This is a genomic window from Candidatus Poriferisocius sp., from assembly GCF_965219815.1.
GTDB lineage: Bacteria > Actinomycetota > Acidimicrobiia > Acidimicrobiales > Bin134 > Poriferisocius.
In genome coordinates this window covers 264,383-278,884 of sequence record NZ_OZ244791.1, presented here as the reverse complement: position 1 = coordinate 278,884, position 14,502 = coordinate 264,383, and the positions used below count along the sequence as shown (strand labels likewise).

The following is a 14,502-nucleotide window of genomic DNA, read 5'->3' as shown; positions in this document are numbered from 1 at the left end:
ACCGGCTCTCACTAACATCGCAGACGTGACTGTGGAGACCCATGCCCCCGATTCGCCTGGAGCAGACGGCCAGGTGAAAACCCATTACCGGACCTGTCCGCTGTGTGAGGCCATGTGCGGGCTGGAGATCAAGACCGAGGGCGAGAAGGTTCTGCCCCCCATTCGGGCCGACCGGAACGACGTGTGGAGCAAGGGCTTCATCTGCCCCAAGGGCACCACGCTGGGCCACTTGCACGAGGACCCCGACCGGGTGCGGGTGCCGCTGGTGAAAGACGAGAACGGCACCTTCCAGGAGGCCACCTGGGAGGAGGCCTACGCCCGCTGCGAGGAGCTGCTCCACGGCGTGCGCAACACCCGCGGAACCGACGCCGTGACCTATTACATCGGCAACCCCGCCGCCCACAACTTCTCCATCAGCCGCTATGTGGGCGCGCTGGTGCTCCAGTCGGGCGTGGAGATGGGCTACTCGGCGGGCACGGTGGACCAGTGGCCCAAGAACGTGTCGTCGCAGTGCATGTACGGCAACGCCTGGACCTTCCCCACCCCCGACATCATGCGCACCCAGTATCTGGTGGTGATGGGGGCCAATCCCCACGCCTCCCAGGGCAGCCTCCTGGCCTGCCCCGACGTGTTGGGCGAGATGGACAAGATCCGCGAGCGGGGCGGCAAGTGCGTGGTGATCGACCCCCGGCGCACCGGCACCTGCGACCATGCCGACGAGTGGGTGCCCATCACGCCGGGCACCGACGCCGCCTTCTTGCTGGCCCTGTGCCACGTGCTGTTCGACGAGGGTCTGGTGGAGCTGGGCACCATGGCCGGCCATGTGAACGGCCTCGACGAGGTGCGGGCCCTGGTGGCCGACTGGACGCCGGAGATGGTGGCCGAAACCACCCAGGTGCCGGCCGAGACCACCCGGCGGCTGGCCCGGGAGATCGCCGCCGCCGACAGCGCGTGTGTGTACGGGCGCATCGGATTGTGCAACCAGGAATTCGGCACGCTGGCCTCCTGGCTGATCGACGTGGTGAACCTGCTCACCGCCAATTTCGACGTGGCTGGCGGGATGATGTTCGGCAATCCCGTGGCCCCGGCCCTGACCACCCTCAACTTCGAGGAGCCCAAGGAGCCCGAGTTCGGCCGCTGGCATAGCCGGGTGCGCGGCGCCCCCGAGGTGCTGGGCCAGGTGCCGGTGTCGTGTCTCTCGGAGGAGATCATGACCCCCGGCGAGGGCCAGATAAAGGCGTTGGTGGTGATCGCCGGCAACCCGGTGATCAGCTCGCCCGAAGCCGGCCGCCTGGATGAGGCGCTGCCCATGCTCGACGCCATGATCTGCATCGACAACTGGGTGAACGCCACCACCCGCCACGCCGATGTGATCCTGCCCGGGCTGTCGCCGCTGGAGCAGCCCCACTGGGACGAGATGATCTGGTCTTGGGCCGCTCGCACCGCGGGCAACTGGTCGGAGCGCATCTTCGACTACGGCGACCGTCCCGACGAGTGGGAGGTGCTGGTGCGGGTGGGCGCGCTCATGGGCGGCCAATCCAACGACGAGATCGACGAGAAGGCCGTGGACGACGGTTTATTCGCCGGGCTGTGCATGTTCTTCGGGCTCGATCCCGAGCACGTTTTGTCGCATTACGACATCGCCGGCCCCGAGCGGATGACCGACTTCATGATCCGGGTGGGCCATCGCGGCGACCGCTACGGCGAGAACCCCGACGGGCTCACCCTCCAGGACTTCAAGGACAACCCCCACGGCCTCGACTTCGGGCCGATGGTGCCCCGGGTGCCGGAGATCCTCCACACCCCGTCGGGCAAGATCGAGATGGCCCCGCCCTACATCACCGCCGATGTGAGCCGGCTCCAGCGCCGCCTGGGCCGCGACGACGGGGTGGTGCTGGTGAGCCGCCGCCACGTGCGCTCCAACAACTCGTGGATGCACAACGTGAAGGTGCTGGTGAAGGGCAAGGACCGTTGCACGCTGCTGGTACACCCCGACGACGCCCAGGGGATGGGCCTGGTCGACGGGGCCGCGGCCCGGGTGAGCACGGAGATCGGCAGCATCGAGGTGCCGGTGGAGGTGAGCGATGAGATGATGCCCGGCGTGGTGAGCTTGCCCCACGGCTGGGGCCACAACCTCGACGGCGTGCAGCTCTCGGTGGCCAAGGAGTTCGCCGGCGTCAACAACAACCTGCTGGCCCCGGGCGAGCTGGTGGACGAGATCTCCGGCAACGCCATCGTGAACGGGATCAAGGTGGAAGTGGTCCCCGTCCCCGCCTGATATCTCGCTGGTTCCGGTGGGTAATCTCAGGCTTCTATGGCTATTCCCCAAGACCGCGACATCGACGCCATCAAGGCCTCCCTGTCGGAGTGGATGAACTCCCGGCCGGGAGTGTCCGATGCCGAGGTGACCTTCTTGGTGAACCCCGAGGCCTCCGGGTTCAGCAACGAGACCCTGGTGTGCGACGCCGTTTACACCCGCGACGGCCAGATCCGCGACTCGGGCATCGTGGTGCGCAAGCGCCCCACCGACTACGCCATCTTCCCCGCCTACGACATGAGCGTGCAGTACCGGAGCATGCAGAACATGGCCGCCTGCGGCAGCGTGCCGGTGCCCGAGATCCTGTGGGTGGAGGACACCGGCGAGGTGCTGGGCGAGCCTTTCTTCATCATGGATCGCCTGCACGGCCGGGTCCCCTCCGACAACCCGCCGTTCTTCCAGGAGGGCTGGGTGTTCGAGGCCACCGCTGAGCAGCAGGCCACCCTGTACAACTCGTCGGTGGACACGCTGGCCGCGGTGGCCCGCACCGACTGGAAGGCCGACGGCTTCGACTTCGTGGAGCGTCCCCAATACGGCGGGCCGGGGTTCGCCCAGCAGCTCGGCTATCAGCGCTACTACGCCGACTGGGCTGCCGAGGACCGGCCCAAGCCGCTGATCGACGCCGCGTTGGACTGGTTCGACGCCAACGACCCCTCTGGGTCGATGCCCACCGAGCTGAACTGGGGCGACGCCCGGCCCAGCAACCTCATGTACGGCGACGACTTCAAGGTGATGGCCGTGTTCGACTGGGAGATGGCCGACTTGGGCCCCGGCGAGGTGGACCTGGGCTGGTTCCTGTACATGAACCGGTTCTTGAGCGAGGGGGCTGGCATAAGCTGGCTACCCGGCTTCGCCGACCGGGCGGGCACCATCGCCCGCTGGGAGCAGGCCACGGGCCGCCCCGCCGAGCACATCGACTACTTCGAGGCCTGGGGCTGTTTGCGCTTTTGCATCATCATGGTGGCCATCGTCAACATGCAGGTGAAGTACGGGACGTTCCCCGCCGATTTCGGCGCCCAGTACGAGCGGGTCAACCCCTCCACCCAGATGCTGGCCCAGTACCTGGGCATGCCCGCCCCCGAGTGACCCGGAGAGACCCATGAGCGACGCTGAGAATCGAGCCCTGGCCGAGGCCCTGTTCGCCGCGCTGGAGCGCATGGACTGGCCCGCGGTGGCCGAGCTGTTCACCGAAGACGGCACCTACCAGGACATGCCGTTCGAGACCGACTCCGGGGGCACCGTGGGCCACGCCGGCATCATCGGGAAGCTGGAGGTGGGCCTGTCGATGCTGGAGCGCTTCGAGATGGGCGTGACCGACATCTGGGTGAGCGGCGACGACGTGCTGGTGGAGCGGGTGGAGGTGTGGCACCACCCCGACGGCACCGTGGCCAGCCTCCCCGTGCTGTGCCGCCTCCAGATCCGCGACGGAAAGATCGTCCACTGGCGCGAATACTGGGACTACAACTACCTCATCGCCCAGCAGCCCGACTCCTGGCTCCCCGAATCCCCCCGCCCCCGCTGGGACTGACGGCTACCAGTAGTTCCTTCGTTTGAGAATCCGGTCGGCAGAGCGGAACAACAGCAGCCAGGCGAGCAGGAGCCCGCCGGACATCAGGGCCAGGTAGACGAGAAGCCCCATTACCCCGACAAAGAGGAGAACGGGCAGAAACATCAGCGACATGTTGATGGACTCATTCAACGACAAGCTGTTCGAGGGCGCTGCCACGGTCTTGGCCGCGGCGATGCCCAGCGAGAGACCGGCTGAAATGAGACCGCCGAGCAGCATCGCAGCAATCGCCGTCCGCCTGGTTGGCTTGAGCCCTACCTTGGCCAGGTAGCGAGTGGTCGTTTCCGGCCTGACCTTGGATGCCGCTACCACGAGCATGGTGGAGAACACGGCCACAACCCCCGGCACGCTCAACAGGCTCAGCCATCCGTAGACGTTTACTTCGTCATCCTCGGTGATGCCCGCGGTGGCGTATCTTCCCCCCAACCCGGCATAGATCCCCAGCACGCAGAGAGGCCCCAGCACGAAGAACCACCACTTGCGCCAAGGCTCCAGCCAGTACTCCACCGCCAGCCAAAGAAGCGCCGCCAACACCGCCAGCGAGGCCACCAGCCCGATCGGGTGGGCCAGCTCATTCAGCCACCCCGGCGCCCGCCAGATGAAATAAAGCCGAAGGTCATCATCCGAGTAATCCGTCTGATCCCCAAACAAGTGCCAAACAGCCACCGGCAGAAGAACCACCAACACCGTCGCCGGAACCAAATGCCGATACGGCGGTCTCCGCCGAGTTGTCTCAGGAGGTGAAGGTTGAAGCCTGGTGGCCAAGGAAAGCTCCTCGTGTGCTTCCGGCCAGTTTTACTCGAAGCGGGCGCCCATTTGTTTGAGGATTTCCACGGTGCGGGTGGCGGCCATGGGGCCTTGTTCGCCGGGGGTGTAGGTGGCCGACTCGATGGTGTTGGTGTAGGGGAAGGGGCCGTGGCGCTGGTAGACGTCCCATGAAACGGGGGAGCGGCGGTCGATGCCCACGTCGATTCCCTCGAAGGGGGCCATGGTCCACATTCCGGTGAAGTTTTCGCCGGCGGCGGTCTCGGTGCCGTCCACCAGAAGCCGCAGATCCCAGGCAAAGCCGTCGGTGATGGTGAAGTCGAGCCGCACGGTGCGGCGCCCTTCGGCCAGCGGGCCGCTGTTCAGGTGCCGCATGTGGCCGTAGCCGTTGTGAACGTAGACCACTTCGCCGCCCTCCACGTAGCAGGCGTAGCCGCCGCCCTGGTCGCCGTGGGCCACCAGCATGCCCTGGTCGCCGGAGGCGTAGTCGAACTCGATGTCCACGGTGAACGAGCGGGCCTGGATCATCTTCATGCTCCGGTAGCGCTCCAAGGTGTCGGTGCCCGGCACGAGCCGCACCGGCGTCTCGTACACCTCCTCCGAAGGCGGCCGCTGCACGTACTTGAGCATCGATCCCTCGTCCAGCGGGTACACCTGGTAGCGGTGGGCGGCTTGTTCCCAGGCGTCGATCAGCTCTTGGCGCTTGGCGGGCTCGGCCTCTGAGAGGTCCACCGTCTCGGTGGGGTCGTCGTTGAGGTTGTACACCTCCCACTCGTGGCCGCCGAAAGGGGTCATGGGCAGGTGCAGGGTGACGGCCTCCCAGCCGTCGCGGTAGAACCCCCGGTGGCCGATCTGCTCGTAGTACTGCTCGGTGTGGCGCTCGGCCGCGTCGGCGTCGGCGAACGTGGGGGCGAAGCTGGCCCCGGCCAGCGGCCCCTTGAGCGGCTGGCCGTTGCGCTCAGCGGGGGCGTTGAGCCCCACGATGTCGAGCACGGTGGGCAGCACGTCGGTGATGTGCAGGTACTGGCGGCGGAACCCGCCGGGGTCGGCGATCCGCTCCGGCCACGACGAGATCATGGCCACCTGGTGCCCGCCGGCATGGGTGTTGATCTTGTACAGCCGGAAGGGCGTGTTGCCGGCCATGGCCCAGCCCCGGGGATAGTGGGCCAGGGTCTGGGGTCCGCCCAGCAGGTCGAGCCGGGCGTGGTCGGCGTCGACGTCTCCGGCGGTGGGCGACAGCACCTCGAAGTACTGGGAGCAGCCGGTGTCCTCGCCCTCCCGCGACGCCCCGTTGTCGGAGGTGAACAGCACCAGCGTGTTGTCCCACTCGCCCAGCTCCTCGAGTGCGGCCCGCAGCCGCCCGAAGTTCTGGTCGACGTTGTCCACCATGGCGGCGAACACCTCCATGTAGCGGGCGAACACCTCCTGTTGCGTGGCCGACAGCTCGTCCCAAGGCGGAACGTCGTTGCGCTCCTCGGAGTTGCGGGGCGGCAGCGCGGTGTCGGCGTCGAAGATGCCCAGCTCGATCTGGCGGTCGAAGCGGCGCTGGCGGATCTCGTCCCAGCCGGCGTCGTAGGCCCCCCGGTACTTCTCGATGTCGGCCTGCTTGGCCTGGAGCGGGGCATGGACCGCCCCGTGCGACAGGTACAAGAAGAACGGCTGGTCGGGCCGGGCCGCCTTCTGCTCCCGGACCATGGCGATGGCCTCATCGGTGATGTCGTCGGTGAAGTAGTAGCCGTCGGGGTACTGGTCGGTGCGCACCACGCTGTTGTCGCGGATCAGCCGGTGGGGGTGGTGGAAGTTGGTGAACCCGTCGAGGAAGCCGTAGTAGTGGTCGAATCCCCGCTGGAGCGGCCACGAGTGCCGGGGGCCCACCAGGTTGGAGTCTTTGCACAGGTGCCACTTGCCCACCATGAAGGTGGCGTAGCCCCCCGCCCGCAGGATCTCGGCCACCGTGGCGCAGTGCTCGGTGAGCTCGGCGGTGTAGCCGGGATAGCCGGGATCGGAGTGGCACACGTGGCCCACCCCCACGTCGTGGTGGTTGAGACCGGTGAGCAGCGACGCCCGGGTGGGCGAGCACATGGGGTTGACGTGGAAGTTCAGGTAGCGCAGCCCCTCGGCCGCCATCTGGTCGATGTGGGGGGTGTCGATCTCGGCGCCGTAGCAGCCCAGATCGGCAAACCCCAGGTCGTCCAGCAGCACCACCACGATGTTCGGCGCCCCCTCCGGCGCTCGCACCCCCTCAGGCCACCACGGGTCCGACCCGGCCACCGTGCGCCCTGCTCGCCCCTCCCACCCCTGGTAGGGCTCAGGCCTCTTCGCCGCGTGATCGCTCATCAGCGTCTCCTCAATCCATCGATGGGAATCCTCATTTCGTTCAGATGGCGTCGCCGACGTTAGTGCGGCGGGCGCCTATTGCCCAGGTGAGCAGGGCCAAGATCACCAGGGGGTCGAGGACATCCCAGGCCGTCTCGCAGGTGTAGAAGAAGAAAGCGACGATGAACACCGCCACCCCCAGCCCCGTGGCGACGACGGCGGCGAGGAGGGTGAAGGGGTTGGCTGGCTCCATGCCCTGCCTTTGGGCCATCACCCGGCGCCACCCAACGCACATGGCCACGGTGGCACAGCCGACGAACAGCGGATCGATGGTGTTCCAGAGGTTGTTGCTGCTGTTGAAGGTGTCGGTGTACTTGTTGAGCAAGAACGCCACCGCCAGCGACGACAGGCACAGCGTGCGGATCCACGGCACTTTGCTGGTGTTGCGCCACAGCAGCCACACGCCGACGATGGAGAACACCAGGGGGGCGATCTGCCAGAGCTGCCACTTCCAGTTGTCGGACAGCTCGTTGTTGGGGTCGAACCGCTCGGATTGGACGGCCCAGGTGAATACGGCGACAACCAGGATGCCCGCTCCGATGAGGGAGTCGATGATTCCCAGGTCCCGTCGGCGGAAGATTTGCTCAATCATGCTCATGCCATATTGAACACCCGCAGGGCGTTGTCCCGCAGGAATTTGGGCCAAACATGGTCGCGGAATCCCACGTCGCGCATCTCGGTCATAATCCGCTCCAGCGACAGCCCCGAGGGGAAGTAGCCGGCGTACATCACCTTGTCGGCGCCCCGGGTGTTGGCGTAGTCGATGATGGCCTTCGGGTAGTGCTTGGGGGCGAACGCCGAGGTGGAGTAGTGCAGCCCCGGCCACTTCAGCATCAGCTTGACCATGAGGCGTTCCCACGGCTCGGAACCGTGCCGGGTGACCAGCACCAGCTCGGGGAAGTCGTAGCACACCTGGTTGAGGTGCTCGACGTGCTGGGGACCGAACGGGAACCTCGGCCCCGGCACCCCGGCGTTGATGCACATGGGGATCTCCAGCTCGCAGCACGCCGCGTAGATCGGGTACATGAGCGGGTCGTTGATGTTGACCTGGGGGTGCAGCCCGGTGGGGAAGCAGGCCGCGGCAATTATCCCGAGCTCGTCCACCGCCCGGCGCAGGTCCCGCACCGCTTGTATGCCCTGGTTGGGGTCCACCAGATAGCTGCCGTAGAGGCGGTCGGGGTGCTCGGTGACCCCTCGGGTGCCCCAGGTGTCGCCGAAGTTCACCGGCAACAGCCCCTTGTCGATGCCCCAGAGGTCCATCTCGGCCAGCAGGTAGGCGATGAAGTCCACCGTGCCGTCCACTTGGGGCAGGTCTTTGAACATGTAGGCCGCGCCGTGGCCGAAGCTGCGGCTCTCGGTGTCTTTCAGCAGCCCCTGGAAGTTGGCGTACCAGGCGTCGCGGTCCGACGGCACGCCCAGCATGAGATCGACCACCCCGATGCTCTCAATTGGGTGAGGGGTCATGGGGTGGGTTTCGGGCTCGGGGGCCATCTAGCCGGCCAGCGTCTCGAACAGGTCGGCGTCGGTGCGGCGCAAGCGGCGGTAGTTGGCCTCCCACATCATGGGGATGAAGTACTTGTGGTACGCCTTCTTGGCCCGGGCCGCCTCGGCCTCGGGCATCTCGTGGCCCCCCACCACCTTGGCCTCGTAGTGGGCCCGGGCCGAGCTCTCGTAGGCGATGGCCTTGATGGTGGCCTCCTCCAGCGAGGGGCACACGAAGCAGGCGCCGTGGTTGCCGATGAGCACCACCGACCGCTGGCCCAGCGCCTCGGCCATGCGGGGGCCGTCCACCGGGTTGTCGATGCCGTTGTCGGCGTAGTGGGCCTGCTCTTGGTAGAACAGGCAGGCGTCGGCCGAGTACAGCCCGATGTCCTTGCCGGTGGTCGACAGCACCTCCACGTAGTGGGAGTGGGTGTGGATCACCGAGTTGGCGTCGGGGCGGGCCTCGTAGAACCCGGCGTGGAACCGCACCGCCGGCGACGCCGGAGTGTCGCCGTCGAGCAGGTTGAGCTTCATGTCGTAGCAGTTCACGTCGCTGGGCAGCGTTTCGCTGAAGTAGCCGAACGGCGACACCCAGAAGGCGTCGGCCCGCTCGGCGTCGCGCACCGACACGTGGCCGGCCACCCGGCTCTCGCATCCCTCAAGGGCCAGGATGCGCCGGGACGCGGCCACTTGGAAGGCGGGATGGTCTTCGGTCCAGGTCTTGGTCATCGGTCCTCCTTCGTTGATCTTGTCAGAAACTCTCCGGGTCGGCCGCCACCGCCTTGGGCACCGGCCAGCGGAACAGCTCGGCGGCGTTGCGCCAGCAGATCTTCTCGGTCTCGTCGGGGCCGAACCCCTCCACCTGGCGGCGCACCACCTCTTGGGTGTCGGGCCAGGTGGTGTCCACATGGGGGTAGTCCGACTCCATCATGATGTGGTCCACCCCGATGTGGTCGCGCAGCGACAGGCACGAGGTGTCGTCGATCACGCAGAACCAGAAATTGCGCCGGAACACCTCGCTGGGCTTCATGTCGATGTTTACCCAGGTGCCGTACATGTCGTGGTAGCGGGTGATGTGGTCGAGCCGGTCGATCAGCCCCGGCACCCAGGCGATGCCCCCCTCCGACATGGCGATGCGCAGGTTGGGGAACCGCACCGGGATCAGCGAGTAGAGCCAGTCGACCGCGGCGAACATGGCGTAGCCGAAGAACAGCACTCCGATGGTGTCGGGCGGAGCGTCGGGGGCGGTGGACGGGGCCTGTGACGACGACCCCACGTGCAGGCACACCACCGTGCCGGTGTCCTCGCAGGCCCGGATGAACGGGTCCCAGTGGCCGGTGTGCAGCGACGGCAGCTTCAGCTTCTCGGGGGCCTCGCTGAACGACACCGACCGAAATCCCCGCTCGGCGTTGCGGTAGATCTCGTCGGCGGCGATTTCGGGGTCGTACAGCCAGGGGATCTGGCAGGGGATGATCCGGTCGGGGTAGCGGGTGTGCCAGTCGTCGATGATCCAGTCGTTCCAGGCCCGCACGCAGGCCAGGCCCAGCTCTTGGTCTGCGGTCATCCGCATGAAGTTCTGGCCCGCGAAACCGGGCAGCGCAGACGGGAAGTTCAACGAGGCGTAGATGCCGTTGAGGTCCATGTCGGCGATGCGGGCGTGTATGTCCCACGCCCCCCGGCGCATGTGGTCGAACCGCACCGGGTCGAAGCCGTACTCCGACACCGGCCGCCCGGCCACCGCGTTCATGCCCACGGTGGGGAATCGCCGTCCGTCCACCTCCCAGGCGTGCATCCCGTCGTCATCGGTCACCACCTTGGGGCCGCGGTCGCCGAAACGAGCCGGGATGCGGCCCTCGAAGGCGTCGGGAGCCTCCACCACGTGGTCGTCCACGGAGATGAGCAGATTGTGGCGCACCCGGCGCTCGGGCTCGGGCAGGAAGGTGACCGGGTGGTCGCTGTCCTGGCTGTCGCGCACCGTGAACCCGATGCGCCCCATGTCGGAGAGCTTGACCACGGCGCCGGCGACCTCCTACGCCTTCGCTACACCTGGATGTCGTAGAGCTGGCGGACGTTGGCCGACACGATGGCGTGGCGCACGTCGTCGGTGGTGTCGGCGAAGTGCTCGGCGATCACCGCCTGGCTGTTGGGCCAGGTGGACACGTGGTGGGGGAAGTCGTTGCCCCACATCATGGTCTCGGTGCCGATGATGTCGCGGGCGGCCACCCCGGTGAGGTCGCGCATGAACGTGACCCGGAAGTTGTTGCGCCAGTAGTGCGACGGCTCTTCCTGACAGTTCATGTCGGGGAGGAGCTGGCGGTTGCGGTGGAACCAGTAGTCGGCCCGCTCCAGCAGGTTGCCGGCCCAGCCCACGTCGTTCTCGGCCGAGACGATCATCAGCTCGGGGAAGCGGTCGAACACGCCGCCGAAGATGAGGTCGAGCACCACTTCTTGGATGTCAACCGTTTGCAGCACCGACCGGGTGGACGTGCCCTGGTCCCAGGCCTTGTCGGGGTCGCGGGTGGTGGCGGCGTGCAGGTTCACCGGCATGGAGTGCTCCACTGCGGCGGCCCACAAGGGGTCGAACGCCGGGTCTTGGTAGGGGTTGTCCTCGCCGTTGATCACCGGGATCATCACCCCTTTGAGCCCCATGTCTCGGCACCGCTTCATCTCCTTGGCGGCCCGCTCCAAGTCCACCGGCGCAAGCAGCGCGATGCCCACGAACGTGTCGGGGATCTGGCTCACGAACTCCCCGACCCAGGTGTTGTAGGCCTCGAACAGGGCCCACTGGAACTCCACGTCTCGGATGGGGTACATCTGCATGGCGATGGTGGGGTACAGCACCTCTCCGGTGACGCCGTCGGTGCGCAGCGCCTCCATGCGGGCTTCGGGGTCCCAGCCCACGTCGGGCACGTCCTCGTCCCAGCGGCCCCTGGCCCGCACTTTGTCGTCGGTGCGCATGCACCCGGCCAAAAGCCCCACCGGGGGCAGCCGGGCCTGGTCGCACACCAGCCGGTCGGTGGTCTCCTCGTGGACCAGGCGGGGCGCCCGATCCTTGAAGGCCTCCACCGTGTAGATCTGCCACAGGTCGTGGGGCTCGATCACGTGGGAATCGGCGGAGAATACGTCGAAGCCGTTGTCGCTCATCGTCTTCGATGTTATGGGAACGCTGTGGAAGCCGCCTATCGAAGTGGCGGCTGAATGGCCTCTCCTTCCCGATGATGTGCGAACGCTTGTCTAGCCACCGAGGTGGTGAACTTTCCGGCTGGGTATCGTGGCCGACGTGAGCGTGTGCGCATTCATAGGACTGGGCAACATGGGGTTCCCCATGGCCGGACACTTGGCCGCCGCCGGCCACGAGGTGCGGGTGTTCAACCGCACCTCGGCAGTGGCTGAGCGCTGGGGTGCCCAGCACGGCGGCACGGTGGCGGCCACGCCGGCGGAGGCGGCCGACGGGGCCGAGTTCGTGTTCACCTGCGTGGGCGCCGACGACGACCTTCGGGCGGTGGTTCTGGGCGACGACGGTGCCTTGGGGACGATGCCCGCCGGATCGGTGCTGGTGGACCACACCACCGCATCCGCCGAAGTGGCCCGGGAGCTGGCCGAGGTGTGCGCCAGCCGGGGGATCGGCTGGCTCGATGCCCCCATTTCTGGCGGCCAGGCCGGGGCCGAGAACGGCGTTCTCACCGTTATGTGCGGCGGCGAACCCGAACACTTCGAGGCCGCCGCTCCGGTGATGGATGCCTATTCCTCGGCGGTCACCCTCATGGGACCGGCTGGAAGCGGCCAGCTCACCAAGATGGTCAACCAGATCCTGTGCGCCGGCGCGGTGCAGGGCGCAGCCGAGGCGCTGGCCTTCGGCGAGCGGGCCGGCCTCGACATGGAGAAGGTGCTGGCCGCGGTCACCAAAGGCGCAGCCGGCTCCTGGTACCTCCAGAACCGGGGCCACACCATGGTGGCCGACGAGTTCGACTTCGGCTTCGCCATCGACTGGATGATCAAAGACCTAGGCCTAGTAGCCGACGCTGCCGCCACCCTCAACGCCCCCATCCCCCTAGTAGAACTCTGCCAGCGCTACACCGAAGAGACGGCGGCGCTTGGCGAAAACCGCCTAGACACCACCGCCATAATCCGCCGCTACCGATAGCGCCCGAATCGGGTGTGGTGGCACTGCCTAGCAACCCTTCCTGAGGAGCCTTGACAGGCTTGCTAGCGAGAAACAGGGGAAGCGGAATCCTCAGCCTGTGTTTCGCGGCTGTTCAAGATGCAGGTCCGATTTTGTCCTTGGATGACAGCAACCTCTAGCTGAGCGCCAAGTGCTGTGACATATTGCTCTAGCACGTCGATGGTGACGTTTTGGGATCGCTCGATAGCGGCGACACGGGGTTGGGAGACGCCAATTCGCCCAGCCAATTCACGCTGCGAGAGACCTGCGCTCTCGCGAAGCGCGGTGAGGTTAGCTGCGAGGCGAAGCTCGTCCTCTATCTCCTGCACGCGGGCTTCAGCATCAGGAGCGTCCAACACCTTCTTTTCCCACTGCTTCAGACTCATCGTTCTCTCTCCTTCATGTATTCCAAGAATTTTGTTGCCAAACAGGGTGCCTTTACTGCTGACTCCTGATGTTGGCTTGATGCTCGTCAAATCGACTATCTGCCATCGGAACGTTCTTCGTATACCACTTTCTCCAATTTTTGCTCTTGTCACCCCCGACAAGCAGAATTGCTTTTCGCTCTGCATCGAAGGCGAAGAGCACTCTTGTCTCAGTCCTGCCGGTTGAACCTGGTCGAAGTTCCTTCATGTTTTTGTGCCGACTGCTCTTGATGGTGTCGACGAGTGGCCGACCCAAGGCTGGTCCATGACTCCGAAGCAGTCTGATGGCAGCCAAGAGAGCCTCGGCATCAGTCCGCGAAAGTCCGTTGGCCCAATCCTCGCAGGCAGGGTGAAACTCGACGGCCCAACTCGACATGTGATAACAATAATATTATCAGAGGCAAGCAGCCCTGTCCAGGTAGGTGCATGAGTGGACGGGTTGGACGGTGCCGGTGCCAGCCTGGAGCAGTCCCAGTTCTTCCTGGACATGATCGTCTGCCAGGCGTTCCTTGGCGACTGCTGCGTATTCGGCGTGCAATTCGATCCCACCGGAATTGCGGCCGTGTCGACGGGCGACGGCGACAGTAGTGCCAGATCCGGCGAATGGGTCGATGACGAACCCATCGGGCGGACAGGCCACCTTGACAAAGAACTCGGCTAGGCCTTCTGGCATCACCGCGGTGTGCTGCCCGGCAGGGCCCTTGTGCTGGTTGTAGGTCTGGCCAACGGTGATCACGTTCCCAGGATCAGCCCCACCTCGGCCGTAGGTCCGAGTACGGTCTCGACCGAACCCGGCGTCGGTGTTTCGGCGGCCATTCTTGTCCTTGAGCCTCCGGTTGATCTCAGCCTCATCTGCCCGATACGGCACCCGCACGGCGTCTAGGTCGAAGTAAGGACTGGGACCTTTAGTGAAGTGGTACACGTACTCGAACGCGTCCTTGGTGCGTGGACCGAATCGACCGGGGATGGCGTTCGGCTTGCTCCAGATATACGTCTCCGTCCACCGCCACGCCATGTCTTGCAGAGCGATCACCAGTTGGTACACATACGGATGGCGCTGTCCCCGGAGCGGCCCCGATTTAGCCACCCGGTTCTTGATGTTGAGCACGAATGACCCGGTCTCCTTGGTGGCTCTGAGCATGGCCTCCGCAAATGGCAGGAACCACTCCACATAGCTGTCCGGGTTGATCTTGGAGTATGCCCGGGCATCGGCATACGGCGGCGACATGAAGAACAAGTCCACCGAGTCCTGCGGCAACCTCGGCAGCCATTCAGCAGAATCCCCCCAAACCACCCCCTCCTCAAGCAGCACAGCCAGCGCCTCATCACCATCCACAGGAGGCGCTGGAACCGTCTGACCTGCCATAACTAGAGAATACCCACCACCAGTGACGTCTTTGCGGTTCCC

14 protein-coding genes are annotated in these 14,502 nt (G+C 65.9%); 4 read left to right on the top strand and 10 right to left on the bottom strand.

What is annotated here, in order from left to right; translation table 11 throughout:
- Positions 1-31 precede the first annotated feature (31 nt).
- Genes ACOQPI_RS01320 through ACOQPI_RS01310 form a run of 3 tightly spaced genes read left to right on the top strand, consistent with a single transcriptional unit; the run spans position 32 to position 3,845 of the window.
- Complete coding sequence (locus tag ACOQPI_RS01320) at positions 32-2,278, top strand: molybdopterin-dependent oxidoreductase (protein WP_420620970.1); 2,247 nt, start codon at positions 32-34, stop codon at positions 2,276-2,278.
- A 36-nt stretch (positions 2,279-2,314) separates the two neighbouring features.
- On the top strand, positions 2,315-3,403 hold the full coding sequence (locus tag ACOQPI_RS01315; RefSeq protein WP_420617923.1) for a phosphotransferase family protein: 1,089 nt from the start codon (positions 2,315-2,317) through the stop codon (positions 3,401-3,403).
- Positions 3,404-3,416: 13 nt separating this feature from the next.
- Entirely contained in the window at positions 3,417-3,845 is a 429-nt protein-coding gene (locus ACOQPI_RS01310) for a nuclear transport factor 2 family protein (protein ID WP_420617922.1), read from the top strand.
- A 3-nt stretch (positions 3,846-3,848) separates the two neighbouring features.
- Here ACOQPI_RS01310 and ACOQPI_RS01305 read toward each other — a convergent pair whose 3' ends face one another.
- From ACOQPI_RS01305 to ACOQPI_RS01275, 7 genes are all read right to left on the bottom strand, one after another.
- Positions 3,849-4,571 carry a hypothetical protein gene (locus tag ACOQPI_RS01305; RefSeq protein WP_420617921.1) on the bottom strand — a complete coding sequence of 241 codons (723 nt, stop codon included), beginning with the start codon at positions 4,569-4,571 and terminating at the stop codon, positions 3,849-3,851.
- Between the two features lie 108 nt (positions 4,572-4,679).
- A complete protein-coding gene (locus ACOQPI_RS01300; RefSeq protein ID WP_420617920.1) occupies positions 4,680-6,986 on the bottom strand; it encodes an arylsulfatase in 2,307 nt (768 codons plus the stop codon).
- Positions 6,987-7,026: 40 nt separating this feature from the next.
- Positions 7,027-7,617: a hypothetical protein gene (locus ACOQPI_RS01295; RefSeq protein WP_420617919.1), complete on the bottom strand. Its 591-nt coding sequence runs from the start codon at positions 7,615-7,617 to the stop codon at positions 7,027-7,029.
- Positions 7,618-7,619: 2 nt separating this feature from the next.
- Entirely contained in the window at positions 7,620-8,516 is an 897-nt protein-coding gene (locus ACOQPI_RS01290) for an amidohydrolase family protein (RefSeq protein WP_420617918.1), read from the bottom strand.
- Positions 8,517-9,236: a class II aldolase/adducin family protein gene (locus tag ACOQPI_RS01285; RefSeq protein ID WP_420617917.1), complete on the bottom strand. Its 720-nt coding sequence runs from the start codon at positions 9,234-9,236 to the stop codon at positions 8,517-8,519.
- A 22-nt stretch (positions 9,237-9,258) separates the two neighbouring features.
- Complete coding sequence (locus tag ACOQPI_RS01280; RefSeq protein ID WP_420620969.1) at positions 9,259-10,503, bottom strand: amidohydrolase family protein; 1,245 nt, start codon at positions 10,501-10,503, stop codon at positions 9,259-9,261.
- A 44-nt stretch (positions 10,504-10,547) separates the two neighbouring features.
- Positions 10,548-11,651: an amidohydrolase family protein gene (locus tag ACOQPI_RS01275; protein WP_420617916.1), complete on the bottom strand. Its 1,104-nt coding sequence runs from the start codon at positions 11,649-11,651 to the stop codon at positions 10,548-10,550.
- Positions 11,652-11,787: 136 nt separating this feature from the next.
- On the opposite strand from ACOQPI_RS01275, the gene ACOQPI_RS01270 reads away from it, so the two are divergent.
- A complete protein-coding gene (locus ACOQPI_RS01270) occupies positions 11,788-12,651 on the top strand; it encodes an NAD(P)-dependent oxidoreductase (RefSeq protein ID WP_420620968.1) in 864 nt (287 codons plus the stop codon).
- A gap of 62 nt (positions 12,652-12,713) precedes the next feature.
- On the opposite strand, the gene ACOQPI_RS01265 is transcribed toward ACOQPI_RS01270, so the two are convergent.
- Genes ACOQPI_RS01265 through ACOQPI_RS01255 form a run of 3 tightly spaced genes read right to left on the bottom strand, consistent with a single transcriptional unit; the run spans position 12,714 to position 14,460 of the window.
- Positions 12,714-13,055, bottom strand: a complete 342-nt coding sequence (locus tag ACOQPI_RS01265; protein WP_420617915.1) for a helix-turn-helix domain-containing protein — start codon at positions 13,053-13,055, stop codon at positions 12,714-12,716.
- A gap of 52 nt (positions 13,056-13,107) precedes the next feature.
- Positions 13,108-13,470 carry a type II toxin-antitoxin system RelE/ParE family toxin gene (locus ACOQPI_RS01260; protein WP_420617914.1) on the bottom strand — a complete coding sequence of 121 codons (363 nt, stop codon included), beginning with the start codon at positions 13,468-13,470 and terminating at the stop codon, positions 13,108-13,110.
- 18 nt (positions 13,471-13,488) lie between these two features.
- Entirely contained in the window at positions 13,489-14,460 is a 972-nt protein-coding gene (locus ACOQPI_RS01255; protein ID WP_420617913.1) for a DNA-methyltransferase, read from the bottom strand.
- Positions 14,461-14,502 lie beyond the last annotated feature (42 nt).